The sequence below is a fragment of the Nonomuraea sp. NPDC003214 genome (assembly GCF_053590035.1).
The window spans coordinates 248,361-271,822 of the sequence record NZ_JBSFSX010000001.1 but is presented as its reverse complement, the minus strand read 5'-3'; the positions used below and the strand labels follow the sequence as shown (position 1 = coordinate 271,822).

Annotated in this window: 22 protein-coding genes; 20 read left to right on the top strand and 2 right to left on the bottom strand. The window is 70.2% G+C overall.

Annotated features, from left to right (window positions below; translation table 11 throughout):
* Position 1 precedes the first annotated feature (1 nt).
* Positions 2 to 1,441, bottom strand: a complete 1,440-nt coding sequence (locus tag ACWDXC_RS01310) for a glycosyltransferase (protein ID WP_449976758.1) — start codon at positions 1,439 to 1,441, stop codon at positions 2 to 4.
* A 199-nt stretch (positions 1,442 to 1,640) separates the two neighbouring features.
* On the opposite strand from ACWDXC_RS01310, the gene thrC reads away from it, so the two are divergent.
* The 3 genes from thrC to rho all read left to right on the top strand — a co-directional run bounded on the left by thrC (position 1,641) and on the right by rho (position 6,574).
* Positions 1,641 to 2,699: a threonine synthase gene (gene thrC / locus ACWDXC_RS01305; protein ID WP_449976755.1), complete on the top strand. Its 1,059-nt coding sequence runs from the start codon at positions 1,641 to 1,643 to the stop codon at positions 2,697 to 2,699.
* Between the two features lie 454 nt (positions 2,700 to 3,153).
* The gene (thrB, locus tag ACWDXC_RS01300) at positions 3,154 to 4,116 is read left to right on the top strand and encodes a homoserine kinase (RefSeq protein WP_449976752.1); all 963 of its coding nucleotides are present in this window, start codon (positions 3,154 to 3,156) and stop codon (positions 4,114 to 4,116) included.
* Between the two features lie 457 nt (positions 4,117 to 4,573).
* Positions 4,574 to 6,574, top strand: coding sequence for a transcription termination factor Rho (rho, locus tag ACWDXC_RS01295; protein WP_449976749.1), 2,001 nt, complete (start codon positions 4,574 to 4,576; stop codon positions 6,572 to 6,574).
* A gap of 64 nt (positions 6,575 to 6,638) precedes the next feature.
* Here rho and ACWDXC_RS01290 read toward each other — a convergent pair whose 3' ends face one another.
* Positions 6,639 to 7,646 (bottom strand): hypothetical protein, encoded by a 1,008-nt coding sequence (locus ACWDXC_RS01290; protein WP_449976746.1) that lies wholly within the window; start codon positions 7,644 to 7,646, stop codon positions 6,639 to 6,641.
* A gap of 211 nt (positions 7,647 to 7,857) precedes the next feature.
* Here ACWDXC_RS01290 and rpmE point away from each other — a divergent pair, with 211 nt between their 5' ends.
* The 17 genes from rpmE to atpD all read left to right on the top strand — a co-directional run bounded on the left by rpmE (position 7,858) and on the right by atpD (position 23,430).
* On the top strand, positions 7,858 to 8,076 hold the full coding sequence (gene rpmE / locus ACWDXC_RS01285; protein ID WP_219505884.1) for a 50S ribosomal protein L31: 219 nt from the start codon (positions 7,858 to 7,860) through the stop codon (positions 8,074 to 8,076).
* 91 nt (positions 8,077 to 8,167) lie between these two features.
* The gene (prfA, locus tag ACWDXC_RS01280) at positions 8,168 to 9,220 is read left to right on the top strand and encodes a peptide chain release factor 1 (protein ID WP_449976744.1); all 1,053 of its coding nucleotides are present in this window, start codon (positions 8,168 to 8,170) and stop codon (positions 9,218 to 9,220) included.
* The gene (prmC, locus tag ACWDXC_RS01275) at positions 9,217 to 10,071 is read left to right on the top strand and encodes a peptide chain release factor N(5)-glutamine methyltransferase (protein WP_049559024.1); all 855 of its coding nucleotides are present in this window, start codon (positions 9,217 to 9,219) and stop codon (positions 10,069 to 10,071) included. The genes prfA and prmC overlap by 4 nt, the downstream gene beginning before the upstream one ends.
* Before the next feature lies 1 nt (position 10,072).
* Positions 10,073 to 10,729: an L-threonylcarbamoyladenylate synthase gene (locus ACWDXC_RS01270; RefSeq protein ID WP_246645041.1), complete on the top strand. Its 657-nt coding sequence runs from the start codon at positions 10,073 to 10,075 to the stop codon at positions 10,727 to 10,729.
* 86 nt (positions 10,730 to 10,815) lie between these two features.
* On the top strand, positions 10,816 to 12,975 hold the full coding sequence (locus ACWDXC_RS01265) for a hypothetical protein (RefSeq protein WP_449976740.1): 2,160 nt from the start codon (positions 10,816 to 10,818) through the stop codon (positions 12,973 to 12,975).
* Positions 12,975 to 13,352, top strand: coding sequence for a hypothetical protein (locus tag ACWDXC_RS01260; RefSeq protein WP_449976739.1), 378 nt, complete (start codon positions 12,975 to 12,977; stop codon positions 13,350 to 13,352). Before ACWDXC_RS01265 ends, ACWDXC_RS01260 begins: the two co-directional genes overlap by 1 nt.
* A 45-nt stretch (positions 13,353 to 13,397) precedes the next feature.
* Positions 13,398 to 14,663, top strand: coding sequence for a serine hydroxymethyltransferase (locus tag ACWDXC_RS01255; protein ID WP_449976736.1), 1,266 nt, complete (start codon positions 13,398 to 13,400; stop codon positions 14,661 to 14,663).
* 57 nt (positions 14,664 to 14,720) lie between these two features.
* On the top strand, positions 14,721 to 16,007 hold the full coding sequence (locus ACWDXC_RS01250; RefSeq protein ID WP_364179293.1) for a glycosyltransferase family 4 protein: 1,287 nt from the start codon (positions 14,721 to 14,723) through the stop codon (positions 16,005 to 16,007).
* 131 nt (positions 16,008 to 16,138) lie between these two features.
* Positions 16,139 to 16,558, top strand: coding sequence for a hypothetical protein (locus ACWDXC_RS01245; protein WP_219505875.1), 420 nt, complete (start codon positions 16,139 to 16,141; stop codon positions 16,556 to 16,558).
* A 67-nt stretch (positions 16,559 to 16,625) separates the two neighbouring features.
* The gene (locus ACWDXC_RS01240; RefSeq protein ID WP_449976731.1) at positions 16,626 to 16,841 is read left to right on the top strand and encodes an AtpZ/AtpI family protein; all 216 of its coding nucleotides are present in this window, start codon (positions 16,626 to 16,628) and stop codon (positions 16,839 to 16,841) included.
* A 67-nt stretch (positions 16,842 to 16,908) separates the two neighbouring features.
* A complete protein-coding gene (gene atpB, locus ACWDXC_RS01235) occupies positions 16,909 to 17,703 on the top strand; it encodes a F0F1 ATP synthase subunit A (protein ID WP_449976729.1) in 795 nt (264 codons plus the stop codon).
* Positions 17,704 to 17,774: 71 nt separating this feature from the next.
* On the top strand, positions 17,775 to 18,005 hold the full coding sequence (gene atpE, locus ACWDXC_RS01230; protein WP_101784104.1) for an ATP synthase F0 subunit C: 231 nt from the start codon (positions 17,775 to 17,777) through the stop codon (positions 18,003 to 18,005).
* Positions 18,006 to 18,040: 35 nt separating this feature from the next.
* Positions 18,041 to 18,592, top strand: coding sequence for a F0F1 ATP synthase subunit B (locus ACWDXC_RS01225; RefSeq protein ID WP_449976725.1), 552 nt, complete (start codon positions 18,041 to 18,043; stop codon positions 18,590 to 18,592).
* The gene (locus ACWDXC_RS01220; protein WP_219505870.1) at positions 18,592 to 19,401 is read left to right on the top strand and encodes a F0F1 ATP synthase subunit delta; all 810 of its coding nucleotides are present in this window, start codon (positions 18,592 to 18,594) and stop codon (positions 19,399 to 19,401) included. Before ACWDXC_RS01225 ends, ACWDXC_RS01220 begins: the two co-directional genes overlap by 1 nt.
* Positions 19,402 to 19,424: 23 nt before the next feature.
* Positions 19,425 to 21,074, top strand: coding sequence for a F0F1 ATP synthase subunit alpha (gene atpA / locus ACWDXC_RS01215; RefSeq protein WP_449976723.1), 1,650 nt, complete (start codon positions 19,425 to 19,427; stop codon positions 21,072 to 21,074).
* A gap of 3 nt (positions 21,075 to 21,077) precedes the next feature.
* A complete protein-coding gene (locus ACWDXC_RS01210) occupies positions 21,078 to 21,980 on the top strand; it encodes a F0F1 ATP synthase subunit gamma (RefSeq protein ID WP_219505868.1) in 903 nt (300 codons plus the stop codon).
* 1 nt (position 21,981) lies between these two features.
* Positions 21,982 to 23,430, top strand: a complete 1,449-nt coding sequence (gene atpD, locus ACWDXC_RS01205; protein ID WP_219505866.1) for a F0F1 ATP synthase subunit beta — start codon at positions 21,982 to 21,984, stop codon at positions 23,428 to 23,430.
* Positions 23,431 to 23,462: the final 32 nt, after the last annotated feature.

Here is a 23,462-nt window from a genome sequence, read left to right as displayed (position 1 = left end):
TTCAGTTGGGGCGGAGGGCAGCTTTCAGGCGGCCGAACAGCGAGGACTGCTCGGCCTCGGCGTCGGCGGTGACGCCGGGCGTGGCGGGGATCGTCACCGGCGCGGGCTGCCGCTCCGACGGCTGCGGCCAGTAACGCTCCGGCGACACGTGCCGCACCCCGTGGGTCTCACGGACGACCTCGTCCAGGTCGTCACCGGGCCCGGTGAGCAGCAACGCCCTGGCCAGCGCCGACGTGCGCTCCAGCCGGGCCACGCGGCCGTCGGGCAGGTCCACGACCAGCACGCCCGTCAGGTCCTTCTGCACCGTCTCGATCATGCGGTCCAGCGTCACCCGGTGCAGCGGCACGTCCACCGGCCCCCGGTAGCGGAACGGCGCGGGCGCGGGCGTCGGCGCCGCCTCGTCGATGAGCCTGACCCGCTCGTCGTGCGCGAACAGGTGACGCATCAGCCGCAGCTCGAAGCACGGGTCGCCGAGCACCGAACGCCGCCCGTCGTGCAGCCGCGACCACGGCCCGACCAGCGTGACGGCCACGTCCTGCAGCTTGCCGTCCAGCGCCGCCGACACCGCCTGCCGCACCACCGACTCGGAGGTGTCCGTCACGTCAAGGACGACCTCCACGTACGGGACCAGCCACCGGCGGCCCCGGTCCTTGCGCAGGTCGCGCCGGAGCGGGATGCGGTGCGCCAGGTAGGGCTCGACGGCCCGCACGGCGCGCTCGCGGTCGCGGTGCTGGGCGGGCAGCCCCAAATGCACCGCCCGCGCCTCCGGGTCCGGCACGAACACCACGCCCTGCATGGCCAGCCGGTAGGCGAACTCGGTGTCCTCGCCGCGCAGCACGTTCGGGTCGAGGCCGCCGGTCGCGTGGAAGACGTCCCTGGGCAGCGCGAACGTCGGGCCGGTGCAGACGTGGTACGGGTTGCGGCTCTTGCGCAGGCCGTCGGTCTTGGCGATCGTCGCCTCGGTCGAGCTGGGCACCGCCGCGTCCAGGTCGAACAGCTCGCCCAGATGCGCGGCCCCGGCCACCTGGCGGGCGGTCAGCGGCGGCGCCTCCACGAACTGCTTCATGCCGATCGTGACCAGGTAGTCCGTCACGTGGTGCCAGCGGGCCAGCGCCTCGATGTGCTCGCGGCAGGTCACCATGTCGGCGTCGAGCCGCTGGATGATCTCGCCGTCGGCGGCGTTGGCGCCCGCGTTGACGGCGTTGGAGATGCCCCAGCCCGTGCTCGGGCGGACGATCCGCGTGTTGTCCGGTCGGATCTCCGGCAGGCGGATCGGCGGCTCGCTGCCGTCGTCCACGACCAGGACCTCCATGAGGTGGCCGGGATACGTCTGCGCCGCCAGCGCCGCCAGCGTCAGATCCAGATGCGGCCCGCCGTGCGCGGGGATCACCACGCTCACGGACAGGGCAGGCGACCAGGAGCCGAGCTCCGGTGGCGTCAAGGCTGAATAGTCGTTCTGCGGCAAAGCAGGACGCGCGTTCATGGTTGTGAACCCCCTGCTCCGACCCTAGCGGGGGATGCTGAGAATTTCCTGAATAATGGGGATGTCAGGGCCCGTGTCCACACGCTGGACGCCCATCCGCCTCCCCCCTGCGGACCCCGTACACTCGGTGCCCAACAGCGCAGGTAGGGAGAGACCAATGAGCAGGTCGTGGCGTGGCCTCATCGAGGAGTACCGAGAGCGGCTCCCGGTCACCGCGAAGACGCCCGTCATCACGCTCCTCGAAGGCGGGACGCCGCTGGTGCCCGCGCACCGCGTCTCCGCCCTCACCGGTTGCGACGTCTACCTCAAGGTCGAAGGCGCCAACCCGACGGGCAGCTTCAAGGACCGTGGCATGACCATGGCCATCAGCAAGGCCGTGGAGGAAGGGGCCAAGGCGGTCATCTGCGCCTCCACCGGCAACACCTCCGCCTCGGCCGCCGCCTACGCGGTCCGCGCCGGCCTCACCTGCGCCGTCCTGGTGCCCCGAGGCAAGATCGCGATGGGCAAGCTCGCCCAGGCTCTCGTCCACGGCGCCACGCTGCTCCAGGTCGAGGGCTCGTTCGACGACTGCCTGGAGATGACGCGCAAGCTGTCGTCCAACTACCCGATCGCCCTGGTCAACTCGGTCAACCCGTTCCGCCTCCAGGGGCAGAAGACCGCGGCGTTCGAGATCGTCGACACGCTCGGCGACGCCCCCGACATCCACTGCATCCCCGTCGGCAACGCCGGCAACATCTCCGCCTACTGGATGGGCTACCAGGAATACGCCGACGACGGCATCGCCACCAAGCGGCCGCGCATGTTCGGCTTCCAGGCCAGCGGCGCGGCGCCCATCGTCGACGGCGCCCCCGTCACCCACCCCCACACCATCGCCACGGCCATCCGCATCGGCAACCCCGCCTCCTGGCAGCTCGCCACCGCGGCCCGCGACGAGTCCGGCGGCGCCATCCAGTCGGTCACCGACCGGCAGATCGCCGCCGCCTACAAGCTCCTCGCCCAGGAGGAGGGCGTCTTCGTCGAGCTCGCCTCGGCGGCCAGCGTCGCCGGCCTCCTCCAGGCCCACGCCCAGGGCCTCGTCGAGCCGGGGCAGCGGATCGTCTGCACGGTCACCGGCAACGGCCTCAAGGACCCCGACTGGGCCATCTCCGGCGCCCCCTCGCCGGTCACCATCCCCATCGACGTCCACGCGGCCGCCGCAGCCCTCGGCCTCGCCTGACCATGCCCGCCCCAGGGCGGCACCCCCTCCCCACCGCCCTGAGGGCTGGGGCGGGGAGACGCGAACCCGCCCGAGAACCCACCCGCCGTCCCCCTCCCAGCGCCGGTACGGCGGTCTGGGGTGCGGTGGAGCTCGGCGCCCTGGAACGGCGCCCAGGGCGGGGGAGCCGAACGCCCCAGTGCGCCGGTACGGCGGTCTGGGGTACGGCGCCCAAGCCGGATCAGGCGCGGCGCGCCGGGCAAGGCGCACCCGCCCCTCCCGGCGCCGGTACGGCGAGCCGGGGTACGCCGGAGTTCGGCGCCCCAGTGCGGCGCTCAGGGTGGAGGCGAGGGCCTCACGAACGAACGGCACGGCCTCACGGCGTACGTCCCGGGCTCGGGGTGTGCGCCGAGGGCAGGTGTGTGCGGAGGGGGCGTGCGAAAACCGGCACGCCCCACGAAGAAAGGGCCGATGAATGACCACCGTTGACATCCGCGTGCCCGCCACGTCGGCCAACCTGGGCCCCGGGTTCGACTCCCTGGGCCTGGCGCTGAGCCTGTACGACCACGTACGGGTGACGCTCGACGGCGACGGGGCGCGGGTGACCGTCGAGGGCGAGGGCACCGGTGAGGTGGACGCCGGTGAGGGCCATCTCGTCGTCAGGGCGATGCGGAAGACGTACGACCGGATGGGTCTGCCCCAGCCCGCCGGGATCCGCATGCACTGCCGTAACAGCATCCCGCACGCGCGCGGCCTGGGCAGCTCGTCGGCGGCCGTCTGCGCGGGCATCCTCGCGGCCCGAAGCCTCGCCGCCGCGACGCACGGCGCCGCGACGCACGGAGACGTGACACGCGGCGACCCGGCGCACGGTGACGCGGTGCTGAGCGACGACGACGTGCTGGCGCTGGCGACCGAGATGGAAGGGCACCCCGACAACGTCGCCCCGTGCCTGGCCGGGGGCCTGACGATCGCCTGGACCGAGCATGACGGCGCACCGCGTAGGGTGAAGCTGGTTCCCGACGCGGGCGTCCGTCCTGTCGTGCTCGTTCCGGCGACGCGGCTGTCGACGGAGACCGCCCGGGGGCTGCTGCCGAAGGACGTGCCCCACAAGGACGCCTCCTTCAACGCCGGCCGGGCCGCGTTGCTGATCGCGGCGCTGACCCGGAGCCCGGATCGGGCGCTGCTGCTCGCCGCCACCGAAGACAGGCTCCACCAGCACTACCGCGCGCCTGCGATGCCTGAGAGCGTGGATCTGGTAGAACGTCTGCGTGCAGTGGGCGTGCCCGCGGTCGTTTCGGGAGCGGGGCCCACGGTCCTTGCGTTTTCGACCTCGGATTCGCAGGATTTGATCGCGCCAGAAGTGGGTAATGACTGGCACATCCAGCTAATGGACGTCGACCCTGGTGGTGCGACCGTTCAGTTCCCCGAGACACGCTGATGCCTCTTTAGACCTTCAGGGAATAGCCGTGTGCGCTGGTGATGTTAGGCTGATAGCCGCACCAGATGCCCCCTTGTTGGGTGCGTGCTTGTCAGCCGTACATCGCTGCATCATGCTTCACGTCGCGAGGCGTGAGCAGCGCGGCTGTCTCCCCGGAATCCGTTGCCTCCGGTTGGCCCACACCCGGTTGGCCCGACGTGAGGTGGCGACGACGGGGAGCTGCGCGTTCGAATCACCTCGACATCTGGCTGGCGGCAGCAATCTCGGGGGTGTCAGCCAAGCGTCACGGCTCTGTGACTGCGCGGAAGAACCCCTGGCCAAGAGTGGCGACCGTCCCCAGCGGCGGCCGAAGATCGCAAAGTGCACCCCGACCCGGTCTGTCCCGCCGGATCGCAAGCACCTCCGGGACGCCCGGCTGAACGAAACCGGCGCCCGACCCCTGGGAAGGACCTTTTAGTTGAGCGACACCACCGAACTCCTCTCCGACGCACCAGGCACATCTGCGGCGTCCGGCGACACCCCCACCCGCGCCGCGGCCAAGCCTCGTGCGCGTCGCTCCGGCACCGGCCTGTCCGCCAAGGTGCTGCCCGAGCTGCAGAAGATGGCCGCCGAACTGGGCATCAGCGGGACCGGGCGCATGCGGAAGAGCCAGCTCATCGCGGCCATCCAGGAGAAGCAGGGTGGCACGGGAGACGGCGCCCCCGCTGCGGCGGCCGAGGCGCCTGCCGCGGTCGACGCGGCCCCGGCCGCCGAGCGGCCCACCAGGACGCGCCGGGAACGTTCCCGTGCGAAGACCGCTGACGAACCCGCGGTGCAGGCTCCCGAGCCGGTGGCCGCGGCCCCGGTCGCCGAGCCCGTGGCGGCTCCGGCCGAGTCGGTCGTCGAGCAGCCCGTACAGCCCGTGCAGCCTGCGGAGGCGCCGCAGGGCGACTCGCGTGGCGAGCGCGGCGAGAGCCGTCGTGAGCGCCGCAGCCGCGGCGAGCGCCGTGACCGCGGTGACCGCTCCGGCAACGACCGCGGCGAGGGCGGCCGCGATGCCGCCCGCGACACCCGCGACAGCCGTGACGGCGCCCGCGACAGCCGCGACGGCGGTCGTGACGGTCGCGATGGCCGTGACGGTCGTGACGGTCGTGACGGTCGCGCCGACCAGCGGACCGCCGACTCCGGCAGCCGTGGTGACCAGCGTGACCAGCGCGGTGACCAGCGGGGCGGCGACGACGACGAGCGCGGCGGCCGTGGCCGGCGCGGCCGGTTCAGGGAGCGCAACCGCGGCCGTGGCCGTGACCGCTTCGACAGCAGCGAGCCCGTGATCGGCGACGACGACGTCCTCATCCCGATCGCCGGCATCCTCGACATCCTCGACAACTACGCGTTCGTCAGGACGAGCGGCTACCTGCCGGGCAGCAACGACGTGTACGTCTCGCTGGCGCAGATCCGCCGCAACGGCCTGCGCAAGGGCGACGTCATCACCGGCGCCGTCCGCCAGCCGCGCGAGGGCGAGCGCCGCGAGAAGTTCAACGCCCTGGTCCGCCTCGACACCGTCAACGGCATGGACCCGGAGCAGGCCCGCAACCGGCCCGACTTCAACAAGCTCACGCCTCTCTACCCGCAGGAGCGCCTGCGCCTGGAGACCGAGCACAACATCCTGACCACGCGGATCATCGACCTCGTGTCGCCGATCGGCAAGGGCCAGCGCGGTCTCATCGTCTCGCCGCCCAAGGCCGGCAAGACGATGGTGCTGCAGTCGATCGCCAACGCGATCACCCGCAACAACCCCGAGTGCCACCTGATGGTCGTGCTCGTGGACGAGCGGCCCGAAGAGGTCACCGACATGCAGCGGTCGGTCAAGGGCGAGGTCATCCACTCGACCTTCGACCGTCCGGCCGAGGACCACACCACGGTCGCCGAGCTCGCCATCGAGCGCGCCAAGCGCCTGGTGGAGCTGGGCCACGACGTGGTCGTCCTGCTCGACTCGATCACCCGGCTCGGCCGCGCCTACAACCTGGCGGCCCCGGCGTCCGGGCGCATCCTGTCGGGTGGTGTCGACTCCACGGCCCTCTACCCGCCCAAGCGCTTCTTCGGCGCCGCCCGCAACATCGAGAACGGCGGCTCGCTGACGATCCTCGCCACGGCCCTGGTCGAGACCGGGTCCAAGATGGACGAGGTCATCTTCGAGGAGTTCAAGGGCACCGGCAACATGGAGCTCAAGCTCAACCGCTCCCTGGCCGACAAGCGCATCTTCCCCGCGGTGGACGTCGACGCGTCCGGCACCCGTAAGGAAGAGATCCTCATGGCCAAGGAAGAGCTCCAGATCGTCTGGAAGCTGCGCCGGGTGCTGCACGCGCTCGACATGCAGCAGGCGCTGGAGCTGCTCCTGGAGAAGATGAAGGAGACCAAGTCCAACGCGGAGTTCCTGCTCCAGGTCCAGAAGACCACGGTGAGCAACGACCGCGACTAGCGCGCACGACGCGGAAGCGGCGGGAGGATCCCCTCCCGCCGCTTCTGTGTGTTCGGGCTGCGTTCTAGCGGACGTCCACGAGCCGCTGCGGCGACAGCGCGCCGCGCGTCTTGCTCGTGGCGAGCGACCTGACGCGGTAGTAGCCGTCCTTCACGGCCTTGAACGTGCGGGTGTACCTGCCGGAGGCGTTCGTCTTCGCGTACGCGACGAGCTTGTACGTCTTGGTGCCCTTGGCCTTGAAGTAGATGCGCAGCTTCGTGCCCTTGTACGGCTTGGCCCCCCGGTACGCCTTGCCGTACACCTTGAAGCTCCTGCCCTGCTTGACCTTCTTGGCGGCGCTGATGGTGACCCTGGCGGTGGCCTTGCGGCTGACGCCGGCGGCCGGGGCCTCGACGGTGAACGGGACGACGCCCTTGAGCGCCTCGCCGCCGCGGGTCGCGTACACCTCCAGCGTCCACGCGCCGGGCGCGGTGTCGTCGCTGAAGTACGTGGAGCCGCGGTGGTGGCCGTCGGGCTCCAGCGCCATGACGCCGAGGTCGTAGAACTTCCTCGTCGTGTCGCTGCGCAGCTTGGCCGTCACCGTCCGGGCGCCCTTGACCGCGGCCTCGACCTTGACCTCCACGTCCTTGCCCTTGACGAGCCTGACGGGGTCGGGGGTGACGGAGGCGTCGGTGATGCTCTGCTTGCCGGCGACCTTGACGCTGAAGGTGTTGTCACGCGGGGCGTCGCGCGTGACGGTGACGGTGAGCTTCCAGTCGCCGGGCGGGTCGTTCGCGCCGATGGCCCAGCGGCCGGTCACCACGGCCTCGCCGGGCTTCACGTCGAACGTGACGGGCCGTTCGGCCTTGCCCGGGGCTTCGATGGCGCCCTTCACGCCCTTGACCGTCTCCGGGTCCCTGAGCTTCAGCGTGGCCGTGGCTCCCGTCTCCCCCTGGAGCGGTACGTACGCGCCGGACCAGGCGGCACTGGTGAAGTCCGGCTGCTTGGCCTCGTGGGCGGCTGCGGCAGGACCCCCGAACAGAACAGCGACCCCCGTGGCGGCCGCCATGAGCGACCGCACCGTTCTTCTCATCCGATGAGTGACCCTTCGGTGGTGAAGTGATGGTATGTGCGGGGGAGCCTAGCGTGACGCCGCCGTGAAGACCGGGGGGAAGATCGGGGAATGGCCGGTGGCCCGGGCTGGTTGAACCATCTGGCACACTGGTAGCCGACCGCTTGCTGCGGTACCGGTTCCCGCCATGAGCTCAGAGGCGACCCGGCGACCGCACCCCGAAAGGAAAACCATGAAGCCCGACATCCACCCCGACTACCACGTGACCCAGGTCACCTGCACCTGCGGCAACACGTTCACCACCCGCAGCACCGCCAAGAACGGCGTCATCCACGCCGACGTGTGCTCCGCCTGCCACCCGTTCTACACGGGCAAGCAGAAGATCCTCGACACCGGCGGCCGGGTGGCGCGCTTCGAGAAGCGCTTCGGCAAGAAGGCCTCGGGCAAGTAGCTTCAGCGACGCCGGCTCCGACGCACCCGCGTGCGCCGGGCCGGCGTTTCTTGGTGCACGGCCCGCCCACCCGCACGACGAAGGACCCACGGTGAACCTCGACGAGTTGCTCAAGGAGTATTCCGAGCTGGAGATGCAGCTCGCCGACCCCGCCGTGCACGCCGACCAGGGCAGGGCCCGCACGCTCGGCAAGCGTTACGCGCAGCTCACCCCGATCGTCGGCACCTACCGCGAGCTGGAGACGGCCCGCGAGGACCTGACGGCCGCCAAGGAGCTGGCCCGCGAGGACGAGGCGTTCGCCGAAGAGGCCGCCGAGATCGAGACGCGCATCCCCCAGCTGGAGGAACGGCTCAAACACCTGCTCATCCCGCGTGATCCCAACGATGACAAGGACATCATCATGGAGATCAAGGCGGGCGAGGGCGGTGAGGAGTCCGCGCTGTTCGCCGGTGACCTGCTGCGCATGTACCTGCGCTACGCCGAGCGCATCGGCTGGAAGACCGAGATCATCGACAGCCAGCCGTCCGACCTCGGCGGCTACAAGGACGTCACGGTCGCGATCAAGGCCAAGGGCGACGACGGCGTGTGGTCCAGGCTCAAGTACGAGGGCGGCGTGCACCGCGTGCAGCGGGTGCCCGTCACCGAGTCGCAGGGCCGCATCCACACCAGCGCCGCCGGCGTGCTCGTCTACCCCGAGGCCGAGGACGTCGAGATCCAGGTCGACCCCAACGACCTGCGCATCGACGTCTACCGATCCAGCGGCCCCGGCGGCCAGAGCGTCAACACCACCGACTCCGCCGTGCGCATCACCCACCTGCCCACCGGCGTCGTCGTCTCCTGCCAGAACGAGAAGAGCCAGCTGCAGAACAAGGAGTCGGCGATGCGCATCCTGCGCGCCCGGCTGCTGGCCATCGCCCAGGAGGAGGCCGACGCCGCCGCGCAGGCCGAACGCAAGTCGCAGGTGCGCACCGTCGACCGCTCCGAGCGCGTCCGCACCTACAACTTCCCGGAAAACCGCATCTCCGACCACCGCGTCGGCTTCAAGGCGTATAACCTCGACCAGGTTCTCGACGGCGAGCTGAACGCCGTCACCCAGGCCCTCATCGACGCCGAAATGGCGGAGAAGCTCGCACAACACTCATGACATTCCTGCTGGACGAGATCGCCCTCGCCACCGCGCGGCTGGCAGAGGCGGGTGTGCCGTCCCCGCGCACCGACGCCGAGGAGATCGCGGCGTTCGTCCACGGCGTGCGCCGGAGCGAGCTGCACACCGTCAAGGACGCCGACTTCGACGCGCTGTTCTGGGAGGGCGTCGCCCGGCGTGAAGCCCGCGAGCCACTCCAGCACATCACCGGCCACGCCTACTTCCGCTACCTGGAGCTCGACGTCGGCCCCGGCGTGTTCGTGCCGCGGCCCGAGACCGAGGTCATGGCCGGATGGGCCATCGAGACGCTGCGCGCCATGGACGTCACCGCGCCGCTCGTCGTCGACCTCGGCACCGGCTCCGGCGCGATCGCGCTGTCCATCGCCCAGGAAGTGGCCCTGGCCGAGGTGCACGCCGTCGAGGTCGACCCCCGGGCCTACAGCTGGGCCAAGCGCAACATCACCGAGCACGGCCAGGGCCGCACCCACCTGCACCCCGACGACCTCGCCGAAGCGCTGCCCGAGCTCAACGGCAAGGTCGACCTGGTCATCTCCAACCCGCCCTACATCCCGCCCGGCGCGATCCCGCGCGACCCCGAGGTGCGCGACTACGACCCGGCGCGCGCCCTCTACGGCACCGGCGACGACGGCCTCGGCGAGGTCCGGGCCGTCGAGCGCACCGCCCGGCGGCTGCTGCGCCCCGGCGGCTGGGTCGCCGTCGAGCACGCCGACGAACAGGGCCGGTCGGTCTACCTCACCTTCCCCGAGGACAACGGCTGGCGCGACGTACGGCTGCGCCAGGACCTCACCCGCAGGGACCGCTTCGTCACCGCCCGACTCGGCCAGGACTAGGATGCACGCCGTGGGAAGACGCTTTGACTGCACCGACGCCGACCAGCGGGCCGAGGGCCTGCGCGAGGCGACCACCGCCGTCGGCCGGGGCGAGCTCGTGGTGCTGCCGACCGACACGGTCTACGGCATCGGCTGCGACGCCTTCACGGCCGCGGCCGTCGCCTTGCTGCTCGAGGCCAAGGGCCGTGGCCGCGACATGCCGCCGCCCGTCCTCGTCGGCACCGTACGCGCCGCCAACGCCCTCGTCGAGGACCTCGGCCCCTACGGCCAGGACCTCATCGACGCGTTCTGGCCCGGGCCGCTGACCCTCGTCTGCAAGGCCAACCGGGCCCTGTCGTGGGACCTCGGCGACACCAAGGGCACCGTGGCCGTGCGCATGCCGCTCCACCCCGTCGCCCTCGACCTGCTCAAGGAGACCGGCCCGATGGCCGTCTCCTCCGCCAACCGCTCCGGCGCCCCGGCCGCCGTCACGGCCGCCGAGGCCGAGGAGCAGCTCGGCGAGTCCGTCTCGGTCTACCTCGACGGCGGCAGGACCAGCGACAACACGCCCTCGACCATCCTCGACCTCACCACCGCCGTGCCCCGCCTGCTGCGCCGCGGCAGCATCCCCGTCGAGAAGCTGCGGGGCATCATCGGGTACGTCGCCACCGAGGACTGAGATATACCGACTGGCTATCCCGGCTGCGCCGGGCGGTGCCACGTGCCTACGGTTGAGCCCGGAGCTGCGACGTCCGGGAGTGACCCATGGGCAAGTTCGACGGCATGGATCCCAAGCTGGTCCGTGAGCTGCTGGCCGAGACGGAGCGGGCCACGGCCGAGCTGCGCCGCGTCGAGGCCCGGGTCACGCAGATCATGTCCACCGCCGGGCTCTCCACCCAGACCACCCACCGCCCGGTCCAGATCGCGGACGCCGCCGACCGCATGGTCAAGGACGTCAAGGCCCGGCTCGCGGTGCTGGAGAAGCGCGCCGATCCGCCCAAGCCCTCCCTCCCCGCCACGGACGACACCCCCACCGCCAAGCCGGACCCCAAGCCCGACCCCAAACCGGACGCGAACGGCAAGCCGGACGGAAAGCCGGAGGGCGAGACCAAGCCCGAGGGTAAGCCCGAGGCGGACGGCAAACCCGATCCCAAGCCGGACGGGAAGCCAGACGGAAAGCCCGAAGCGGATGGGAAGCCGGACGCGAGCGACAAGCCGGACGCCAAGCCCGACGGGAAGCCTGAGGCGGACGCCAAGCCTGAAGGCAAGCCGGACAAACCGGACGCAGACACCAAGCCGGACGGCAAACCCGAGGCGGACACCAAGCCGGATGCCAAGCCCGACGGCAAGCCCGACGCCGACGGAAAGCCTGAGGCGAAGGACGAGCCGAAGGACGAGGACCGGGGCAGCAGACGAGACCACGGCGCCGAGCCGGACCGCAGCGGCGAACAGGACCAGGACTGCAACCGCGACCAGGGCATAGCCGACACTCCAGGCAAGGACCACCCCGACGACCCCGACCCCAGCAGGCCGCAGGTCGTCGAGGTCGACGGCACCAAGGTGCTCCAGATTCCCCTGGACCCGCCCACGGCCAGAGAGCTCGAAGGCATCCTCGACAACCTCGACCGCGCCCAGCCCGCCGACATGCCGTCGACGCCCGACGACTCCACCGCCACGCAGCCCCCGGCCACCGCGGACGACTGCGACAAACAGCCCGGCAACGGCAGGCCCGACGACGCGCCCGTACGTGACGCCGCCCAGAACGGCGCCCAGAACGGCACCCCGGAGGCGCCACGTAACGACGGGCAAGGCTTCGTCGTACCACCGACCCCGCCACCGGACTCAGCCGCCGGAGGCGCCGGATCCACCGCCCAGAGCGTCGCAGGCACGGGTGCGGGTGGCGACGGCGCCAACGTGATTTCGATCGGAGGCCGCCCTCTCGACCCCGAAGCCCTCGGCACGGTGACGGAGAACGCCCGCGAGTACCAGCCCCACCCCCTGCCCGCTCCGGACGGCGGCTACGGCGGCCCGCCGGCCCAGGGCGGCGCCGCCCCTCTGGGCACGGCGGGCGTCCCGGACGGCGCCGTAGGAGGTGCGCCTGGGGGCGTCTCAGGCGGAGCCACAGGCGCGTACGGCGGCCTGGGTGACGGCGTGCACGGCGGAGCGGCAGGCGGCGCCCAAGGCGGCGTTACGGGCGGCACAGTGGACGGCGCCCAAGGCGGCGTTACGGGCGGTGCCCAAGGCAGCGTCACGGGCAACGTAGCGGGCGGTGCAGTGGGCGGCTACGGCGGCCCTGAAGTGCAGGCCGAGGCCAGCACGCCGCCGGCAGTCGGCGGCGCACCGGACACCCCCGTCGACGGCGGCCGGAACGGCACGCAAGACGCCGCCGACCCCCGCCAACCCGACAACGCACAAGCCCCCCGGGACTGCCCGGAACCCTCCCAACCCGCCCCGGACGGCTCACCCAACCAGGACCGCCAACCTAACGCCCCCATCGACCAGAAGCCACAGCCCGGCGGCTCCACCGACCAGGACCAACAGCCCGGCGGCTCCTCCGGTCAGGACCAGCAGCCCCGCAACCCGTACCCCGGTGGCTCCGGGAACCCGGACCCGCAGCCCGGCAGCCCCTCCGGCCAGGAACAGCAACCCCGTAACCCGTACCCCGGCGGTTCCGCAAACCCGGACCCGCAGCCCGGGGGCTCCACGGAGGAGGACCCGCGGCGGGGCGAGGGGGCGTACCGGGAGAGGCAGGGTGACGGCGGGGTGGTCTCCGTCGAGGTGAGGCCGCCGAGCCAGGAGGCGATCCGGGCTCTGGTCGAGAGCGCGACGGAGGTGCGGCCGATGGACATGCCGTCGGTCGAGGCGCCTGAGGACAACGGGCCTGACGGGCCGGTCGATCCGCGGACGCAGGAGAGGAGCGTGTGATGTACGTCGATCCGCCCGCGCCGAGGCCGCGGCAGCCGGGGGAGATGCCGCCCAAGGCCGGGGGCGGCGGCCCGCTGGACGGCCAGCCGAGGGCGTGGGAGTTCAACCCCGACTACCAGCGCCTGGTGACGGCGTGGCAGAACGTGATGCCGCTGCTGGAGAGCATGTCGGCGGCGCTGGACAAGGCTTACCAGCTGGCCAGGAGCCCGCAGACGTGGGATGCCCCAGTGGGTGCCCGGTACGTGGAGGACATCGGCGAGTGGCGGTCGAGGCTGGCGCTCTACCGGCAGGCGGTGCTGACGTCGATCAGTGACGAGGCGGCCGACACGCCGCGCTGGATCCCGAGTCCGATCGGCGCGCCGCACGCGTTCTCCTGAGCCGGGGAAGTGGGAAATCCGGACACTCGGTCGTACAGTGGGATCATGGGTGCGACACCCGACTACGGGCCCGACTTCGGGCGGCTGCGGGAGCAGGATCCCGAGGTCGCGCAGGTGCTGCTCGATGAGATGGCGCGGGTGCGCGGCGGCCTGCAGCTGATCGCGAGCGAGAACTTCACCTCGCCCGCGGTACTGGCGGCGCTGGGCTCGACGTTGAGCAACAAGTACGCGGAGGGCTACCCGGGGCGGCGCTACTACGGCGGCTGCGAGGTGGTGGACCGGGCGGAGCGGCTGGCGATCGACCGGGCGCGTGAGCTGTTCGGCGCGGAGCACGCGAACGTGCAGCCGCATTCGGGCGCGTCGGCGAACCTGGCCGCGTACGCGGCGCTGTTGCAGCCGGGCGACACGATGCTGGCGATGGCGCTGCCGCACGGCGGCCATCTGACGCACGGCTCGCGGGTGAACTTCTCGGGCCGCTGGTTCGACGTGGCCTCCTACGGGGTGCGCCGTGACACCGAGCTGATCGACTATGACGAGGTGCGTGACCTGGCGTTGCGGCACCGGCCGAAGCTGATCGTGTGCGGGGCGACGGCGTACCCGAGGCTGATCGACTACGGCGTGTTCCGCGGCATCGCGGACGAGGTGGGCGCGTGGCTGCTGGCGGACATGGCGCACCCGATCGGGCTGATGGCGGGCGGGGCGATCCCGTCGGCGGTGCCGTACGCGGACGTGGTCACGTTCACCACGCACAAGGCGCTGCGCGGGCCGCGCGGCGGCGGGATCCTGTGCACGGAGGAGCTGGCGGCGCGGATCGACCGGGCGGTGTTCCCGTTCATCCAGGGCGGGCCGCTGATGCACGCGGTGGCGGCGAAGGCGGTGGCGTTCGGGGAGGCGCTGCGGCCGGAGTTCGCCGGCTACGCGCGGCAGGTGGTGGCCAACGCGCGGGCGCTGTGCGACACGCTGGCGGCCGAGGGGATGCGGCCGGTGTCGGGCGGCACCGACACGCATCTGGCCCTGATCGACCTGCGTGAGCTGGGGGTTTCCGGCGCGGAGGCGGAGCGCAGGTGCGCGGCGGCCGGCATCACGCTCAACCGCAACGCGATCCCGTACGACCCGGAGCCGCCCGCCGTGACGTCGGGGATCAGGGTGGGCACGCCGTGCGTGACCACGCAGGGGATGGGGCTCCAGGAATTGAAGGAGATCGGGTCGCTGGTCGCGCGGGTGGTGCGAGAGCCTGGTGCGGCGGCGGAGGCCCGGGAAAGGGTGGCCGCTCTCGTCGCCATACATCGGCCATATCTCAGCGAATATTAAGCTGGTCTGTGTCGTTTTCCGGTCACAGCCGGCCGGAGCATCCGGGAAACTAGGTCCGTGCGCGAATATCTGTTCATGGCACTCGTCGCGGCCGCGGTGACGTATCTGCTCGTCCCGCTGGTGCGCCGCTTCGCCATCCGCATCGGGGCGGCGCCGGAGATTCGCGAACGTGACGTGCACACCACGCCGACGCCCAGGCTGGGCGGGCTGGCGATGTACGGCGGGCTGGTCGCGGGCCTGCTGATCGCGAGCGAGCTGGCCAACACGGGCCGGGCGCTGGGCGTCGCGGAGGGCCAGCCGGTGCTGGCGCTCATCGTGGCCGGCGGCCTGATCACGGTGACGGGCTTCCTGGACGACTGGTGGGGCATGGACCCCTTCATCAAGCTGGCCGGCCAGATCGCGGCGGCCGGGGTGCTGGTCGCCTTCGGCCTGCGGCTGACCTACATCCCGCTGCCGAAGGACTGGGGCGGCTCCACCAGCCTCGACTACACGCTGAGCACGATCATCACGATCCTCGTCGTGGTGGTGGCGATCAACGCGGTCAACTTCGTCGACGGGCTCGACGGGCTGGCGGCCGGGATCGTGTGCATCGCGGGCATGGCCACCTGGGCCTATTCGATCTTCCTCGCGCAGAGCATCTCGGGTGACCGCATCACGACGACCGCGGCGATCGCCGCCGTCCTCATCGGCACCTGCCTGGGCTTCCTGCCGCACAACTTCCATCCGGCCAAGATCTTCATGGGCGACACCGGGGCGATGCTGATCGGCCTGGTGCTGGCGTCGTCGATCGTCACCGTGACGCCGGTCGACCCGTCGGTCATCGAGGGCATCAACCGGTTCGGCGTGCTGCTGCCGCTGCTGGTCCCGGCGGGCGTGCTGGTCCTGCCGCTGATCGACCTGATCACCGCCGTCGTGCGGCGCACCTCTCACGGCATGTCGCCGTTCGCGCCCGACCGCGGTCACCTGCACCACCGGCTGATGGACATCGGCCACTCGCACCGCCGTTCGGTGCTGATCATGTACGCGTGGGCGTTCGTGTTCGCGTTCGGCATCGTGGCGATGGCCACGTGGGGTGTGCCGGTGCTGCTGTTCCCGATCGTGATCGTGGTGGCGCTGGCGGTGCTGGTGCTGCTGATGGCCGCGCCCCGGTGGCGGGGCCGGGGCGGCGCGCGCAGGGCCGGCGGAAACCATGACGACGACGGCCCGCCCACCGGCCCGATGCCGCCGATCGTGCCGGAGTCCGAGGTCAGGCGGCGGATGCCGCCGGAGGCGGGCCCGTCGCAGCAGGACCGGGCGAGCGCGGAGCGTAACCCGGTCATTCCGGTCTACCCGGGCCGTTCATGATCGTGAACTAGAAACCACAGGTAAAAGCGGTCTTCCGTGAGCTTGTGATATCTTTCACGAGCAGGGACCCCCAAACGCGAATGTTCTGGGGGTAGCAAACGCTCGCTTGATAACTCGTTGATGGAGCTCCGATGCAGGCCAACGACGTGCGCGTACTCAAAAGCGCCGCGATTCCCACCCTCGGGGTAGGGGCGGTGGCCGTGGTCGTGAGCCTTCTGGTGGCGGGCGGCGGCGGCGCCCTCGGCGCACTGCTCGGCGTTCTGCTCGTCGGCGTCTTCTTCAGCATCAGCGTGGTGGCCGTCGCCTACGCGGCGCGCGTCTCTCCGCAGATGATGGCCATCGCCGCGATGGTCAGCTATCTCGTCAAAGTCATCGTCATCATGGTGATGCTGGTCACTTTCCGTGACACCACGCTGTGGAACACTCAGGCGTTCGCCTGGACCGTCGTGGCCGGCACCGTCGTCTGGACCGCCTTCGAAGTCCGCGCCTTCATGAAGACGAAGATGCTCTACGTCGACCCCGACGCCAAGGTTCCCGGGCAGGGCGACTGATGAGCCTGGTAAAACGCGGGGTCCGATATGACTAGTCCTCTGCTCGCCTGCTATCGTCAGGGCCGCGATGAGCCAACAGGAACGCCGACCGGAAACCGACGGTCGGGACTTCTCCGACGCCATGTGGTCGGTCCCCAGCTACATCCTCGCCGGGATGGCAGTCTACGGCGGGCTCGGGTGGCTGTTGGACCGCTGGCTCGACATGTCCGCGTTCTTCCCCATAGGCATCGTCCTGGGGGTCTCGCTCGCCGGCTACGCGGTCTACCGGAGACACGGTCGCTAGCCGTACGGCGCGACCGCATCTCCGAGGAAACTTCTGTGATCCACTACGACGTTGAAGGGAACGCCGCGTGAGTGCGCTGACGGTCCTAGCACCTCCGGGAGAGTTCGGGGCGCCTACGCCTGACGAGCTGTTCACTCTGCCCCCGATCATTCCCGGGGTCGAATGGTTCACCAAGCCGGTGCTCCTCGCCCTTTTCAGCTCGATCCTGGTGATCGGCATCTGCTGGGCGGCCTTCGCCAGCCCGAAGCTGGTGCCCCGGGGCATGCAGAACGTCGTCGAGCTCGGCTACATGTTCGTCCGCGACCAGGTCGCCCGGCCCTTCCTGGGCAAGGACGCCGACCGGTGGATGGGCCTGCTGGTCTCGATCTTCTTCCTGGTGCTGGTCTGGAACCTCCTGGGCGTCGTCCCGGTCCTCCAGTTCCCGGTCGCCTCGCACATCGCCTTCCCGATCGTGCTCGCGGCAACCATCTACATTCTCAAGATCTACCTGGGCATCAAGCACCAGGGCGGCATCGGCTACTTCAAGAACATGATGTTCCCGCCGGGACTGCCGAAGCCGATCTACTTCCTGCTGGCCCCGATCGAGTTCCTGTCGAACATGATCATCGCGCCCTTCACGCACGCGGTGCGACTGTTCGCCAACATGTTCGCGGGCCACATGCTGCTGGCCTTCTTCAGCATGGTGGGCTTCTGGTTCCTCTTCGAGAAGCTGACCCCGCTCGGCGCCCCCATCGGCGTCATCGGGGTGGTGATGACCATCCTGCTCACGGGCCTGGAGATGTTCATCATGTACCTGCAGGCGTTCCTGTTCGCGATGCTGGCCGCGATGTACATCGGCAGCTCGCTGCACGCGGATCACTGAGAACCACAGACCGGATTAGTCCAGACCGGTGAAATTCCGAATCACCGGCCGTCCAGTAAAGGAAAACAGCAATGAGCGTTCTCGCTGAGGTCTCCGGCAACGTCACCGCCATCGGTTACGGTCTCGCCGCCATCGGCCCCGGCATCGGCGTCGGCATCATCTTCGGTCAGGGCGTGCAGGCCATCGCGCGTCAGCCCGAGGCCTACGGCCTGATCCGCCAGAACATGCTCCTCGGCTTCGTCCTCACCGAGGCCCTCGCCCTGATCGGTCTGGTCGCCCCGTTCATCTTCGCGAACCTCTAAAGACCAGAAGCATCCCCTGACGAAAGGCTGCACCCATGATTACGGCAGCTAAGCTCCTCGTTGCGGAGGAGGGCGCCAGCCCTCTCATGCCGCACACTTACGAGCTCGTCGTCGGCGTCTTCGCGTTCTTCGTCGTCGTCCTGGTCGTCGGAAAGATCCTCGTCCCGCGTGTGCAGAAGACGCTGGCCGAGCGCACCGACGCCATCGAAGGCGGCATCAAGAGGGCGGAAGAGGCCCAGGCCCAGGCCCAGGTCCTGCAGCAGCAGTACGCCGAGCAGCTCGAAGAGGCCAGGCGTGACGCGGCCCGGCTGCGCGAGGAGGCTCGCGAGCAGGCGGCGCAGATCAAGGCTGAGCTCCGCGAGGAGGCGCAGGCCGAGGCCCGCCGTCTCGTCGAGGCGGCGCACGCCCAGATCGAGGCCGACCGGCAGGCGGCGTTCGCCCAGCTCCGCAACGAGGTCGGTCGCCTGTCGACCGAGCTCGCCGGCCGCATCGTCGGCGAGTCCCTGGAGGACGAGTCGCGGCAGAGCCGCATCGTCGACCGGTTCCTCGACGAGCTGGAGAGCTCCAACGCGCAGGCGGTGCGTTAATGAGGGGCTTGAGCAGGACTTCGCTGGCAGAGGTCGAGGAGCGCTTCAACGCGGTCGCCGGTAGTGCCGACCTCGGCGCGCTCTCCGACGAGCTGTTCGCTGTCGCGGATCTGCTCGACCGCGAGCACGGCCTGCGTCGCGCCCTGTCCGACCAGTCCCGGGCCGGCGAGCAGAAGGCCGCCACGGCCCGCGCGCTGCTCCAGGGCAAGGTCAGCGAGGCCACGGTCGCCACGACCGAGGCCGCCGTCTCGGCCAGGTGGTCGCGTGCCGGCGACCTGGCCGACGTGCTGGAGCGCCTGGGCGTGGTCGCCGCCGCCGCCGAGGCGGAGGGCCAGCGCAAGCTGGACGAGGTGGAGGACGAGCTCTTCCGCTTCGGCCGCATCGTCGCCGCCAACCCGGACCTGCGCCGGGCGCTCGCCGATGCCGCCGCCCCCGAGGCGGGCAAGCGCGAGCTGCTCGCGGGTCTGCTCGGCGGCAAGGCAGCACCGACCACCCAGCGGCTCATCGCGCAGGTGGCAGTGCATCCGCGAGGACGTAGCCTGGAGACGGGGCTGGAGGAGTTCGGCCGCCTTGTGGCCGAGCAGCGCCAGCGTCTCGTGGCGGTCGTGCGCAGTGCCGTCGAGCTGACGGAGACGCAGAAGCAGCGGCTCGCCGCCTGGCTGCGCTCCTCCTACGGCCGAGACGTGCACCTGAATGTCGAGGTGGACAAGCGAGTGCTCGGTGGGTTCTCGGTCCGCATCGGCGACGAGATCATCGACACCACAATCGTGGGACGAATCGAAGAAGTCCGCCGCCGGTTGGCCGGCTAGGCGAAGAGGGAGACAGAGTAGAGATGGCGGAGCTTACGATCCGGCCGGACGAGATCCGGGACGCGCTTGAGCGCTTCGTCCAGGCGTACGAACCGGAAGGCGCCGCGCGCGAGGAGATCGGGACCGTCGTCGACGCCGGCGACGGCATCGCCCATGTCTCCGGCCTTCCCTCGGCGATGGCGAACGAGCTGCTCGAGTTCGAGAACGGCACGCGCGGCCTGGCACTGAACCTCGACACCCGTGAGATCGGTGCCGTGGTCCTGGGCGAGTTCAGCGGCATCGAGGAGGGCCAGACGGTCCGCCGGACGGGCGAGGTCCTGTCCGTGCCCGTCGGTGACGCCTTCCTCGGCCGCGTGGTCGACCCCCTGGGCAACCCCCTGGACGGCAAGGGCGCCATCGAGTCCGAGGGCCTGCGCGCCCTTGAGCTCCAGGCCCCGTCGGTCGTCCAGCGGCAGCCGGTGAAGCAGCCGCTGCAGACCGGCATCAAGGCCATCGACGCCATGACGCCGATCGGCCGCGGCCAGCGTCAGCTGATCATCGGCGACCGTGGCACCGGCAAGACCGCGATCGCGGTCGACACCATCCTCAACCAGCGCGAGGGCTGGCTGTCGGGCGACCCGGAGAAGCAGGTCCGCTGCGTCTACGTCGCCGTCGGCCAGAAGGGCTCGACCATCGCGCAGGTCAAGGCGCGGCTGGAGGAGGCCGGCGCGCTCGAGTACACGACCATCGTCGCCGCCCCCGCCTCCGACCCGGCCGGCTACAAGTACCTCGCCCCCTACACCGGCTCGGCCATCGGCCAGCACTGGATGTACCAGGGCAAGCACGTTCTCATCGTCTTCGACGACCTGACCAAGCAGGCCGACGCCTACCGCGCCGTGTCCCTGCTGCTGCGTCGCCCGCCGGGCCGTGAGGCCTTCCCCGGCGACGTGTTCTACCTCCACTCCCGCCTGCTGGAGCGCTGCGCGAAGCTCTCCAACGACATGGGCGGCGGCTCGATGACCGGTCTGCCGATCATCGAGACGAAGGGCAACGACGTCTCGGCGTTCATCCCGACCAACGTCATCTCCATCACCGACGGCCAGTGCTTCCTGGAGACCGACCTGTTCAACGCGGGTGTCCGTCCCGCGATCAACGTCGGTATCTCCGTCTCCCGAGTCGGTGGTTCGGCGCAGGTCAAGGCCATGCGCAAGGTGGCCGGCACGCTCAAGCTCTCCCTGTCGCAGTACCGCGACCTGGAGGCGTTCGCGGCCTTCGCCTCCGACCTGGACGCCGCGTCCCGGGCCCAGCTCGACCGCGGTCAGCGTCTGGTCGAGCTGCTCAAGCAGCCGCAGTACTCGCCGTTCCCGGTCGAGAAGCAGGTCGTGTCGGTGTGGGCCGGCACCACCGGTGAGCTCGACGAGGTGCCGGTCGAGGACGTGCGCCGCTTCGAGGCGGAGTTCCTCGACTACCTCGGCTCCTCCCACAAGGGTGTCTTCGACGGCATCCGGGAGACCAACGAGCTGTCCGACGACGCGGTGACCGTGCTCAAGGACGCGATCGTGGAGTTCAAGAAGGGCTTCACCACCTCCTCGGGTGAGCTGCTGGTCAAGGACGAGCCGGTGGCGCCGCTCGGTGCCGACGAGGTCGGCCAGGAGAAGATCAAGAAGGTCGTCCGTCCGGCGGCGGAGAAGTAGGACATGGGTGCCCAGCTAAGGCTGCTGCGGCGGCGGATCAGCTCGGTCAAGTCGACCGCGAAGATCACGCGCGCCCAGGAGCTCATCGCCTCTTCGCGGATTGTGAAGGCGCAGATGCGGATGCAGGCGGCGCTGCCGTACGAGCGTGAGATCACTCGCGCCGTCACCGGCGTCGTCAGCAACGCGGCCAGCGTCGACCATCCGCTGACCGTGGCGAAGGAGAACCCCGCCAAGGCGGGCGTCCTCATCGTCACCAGCGACAGCGGGTTCTGTGGCGGCTTCAACGCCAACGTCCTGCGCGAGGCCGAGGCCCTGCGCGGGCTGCTGGAGGGCCGCGGCCTCAGCGTCGTCCCGTTCGTCACCGGGCGCAAGGGTGTCACCTGGCACTCCTTCCGCCAGCGGGAGATGGGCGGGCAGTGGGTCGGTTTCTCCAGGAACCCGGCCTACGCCGACGCCAAGGAGATCGCCAACACGCTGATCGACTCCTTCAAGGACGACAACGGGATCGACGAGATCCACATCGTCTCGACCGAGTTCGTCTCGATGCTGACGCAGAACGTCGTGGTCAGGCGGATCCTGCCGCTGGAGGTCGAGGAGACCGAGGCGACGGAGTCCACCACGATCCCGCCGTACTTCGAGTTCGAGCCCACGGCGGGCGACGTGCTGGAGACGCTGCTGCCGCGTTATGTGGAGTCGCGCATCTTCACCGCGCTGCTGCAGTCGGCGGCCTCCGAGGAGGCCGCGCGGCGGCGCGCGATGAAGTCGGCCACCGACAACGCCAACGAGCTGATGCGGATGCTGACCCAGCAGATGAACCAGGCTCGTCAGGCCGAGATCACCCAGGAAATCAGCGAGATCGTCGGTGGCGCCAACGCGCTCGCTGACGCCGCAGCGGGGAAAGAGTGAAATGACTGCAGAGGCTGTTGAAACTGTAGAAACCCCCGCGGCCGGCACTGGCCGCGTGGCCCGCGTCACCGGCGCCGTCGTTGACGTGGAGTTCCCCGTCGAGGGGATGCCCGAGATCTACAACGCGCTCAAGGTCGAGGTGACCCTCGGCGGCGAGACCAAGACCCTGACCCTCGAGGTCGCCCAGCACCTGGGTGACAACCTCGTCCGGGCCATCTCGATGCAGCCGACCGACGGCATGGTCCGCGGCCAGGCGGTGCTCGACACCGGCGCGCCGATCTCGGTGCCCGTCGGCGACGTCGTCAAGGGCCACGTGTGGAACGCGCTGGGCGAGACGCTCGACGTGCCGACCTCCTCGCTCAAGATCGAGGAGCGGTGGGGCATCCACCGTCCGTCGCCGGCCTTCGACCAGCTCGAGTCCCGCACGGAGCTGCTGGTCACCGGCATCAAGGTCATCGACCTGCTCACCCCGTACGTGCAGGGTGGCAAGATCGGTCTGTTCGGCGGCGCGGGCGTCGGCAAGACCGTTCTGATCCAGGAGATGATCCGCCGCGTCGCCCGTAACTTCGGTGGCACCTCGTGCTTCGCCGGCGTGGGTGAGCGCACCCGTGAGGGCAACGACCTCTGGCTGGAGATGGAGGAGGCGGACGTCCTCAAGGACACCGCGCTCGTCTTCGGTCAGATGGACGAGCCGCCGGGCACCCGTCTGCGGGTGGCGCTGTCGGCGCTGACCATGGCGGAGTACTTCCGCGATGTTCAGGGACAGGACGTGCTCCTGTTCATCGACAACATCTTCCGCTTCACGCAGGCCGGTTCCGAGGTGTCCACGCTGCTCGGCCGTATGCCGTCCGCGGTGGGCTACCAGCCGACGCTGGCCGACGAGATGGGTGTTCTCCAGGAGCGCATCACCTCGACGCGCGGTCACTCGATCACCTCCATGCAGGCGATCTACGTGCCCGCCGACGACATCACCGACCCGGCCCCGCACAACGCGTTCGCGCACCTCGACGCGCAGACCGTGCTTTCGCGGCCGATCTCGGAGAAGGGCATCTACCCCGCGGTGGACCCGCTCGACTCCTCCTCCCGGATCCTCGACCCGCAGATCGTCGGCGAGGAGCACTACCGGGTGGCCCAGGAGACCAAGCGGATCCTGCAGAAGTACCGCGAGCTCCAGGACATCATCGCCATCCTCGGTATCGACGAGCTCTCCGAGGAGGACAAGGTCACCGTCCAGCGGGCCCGCCGCATCGAGCGCTTCCTGTCGCACCCGATGTACGCGGCCGAGGCCTTCACCGGCCAGCCGGGCGAGACCGTGCCGCTGGACGAGACCATCGCCTCCTTCAAGGGCCTCTGCGCGGGTGAGTACGACCACCTGCCCGAGCAGGCGTTCTTCATGGTCGGCGGCATCGAGCAGGCCGTGGCCAAGGCCAAGGAACTCGAGCGTCGCTAAGTCGCCCTACCGGTGGTGGCGCGGTTGCGGCC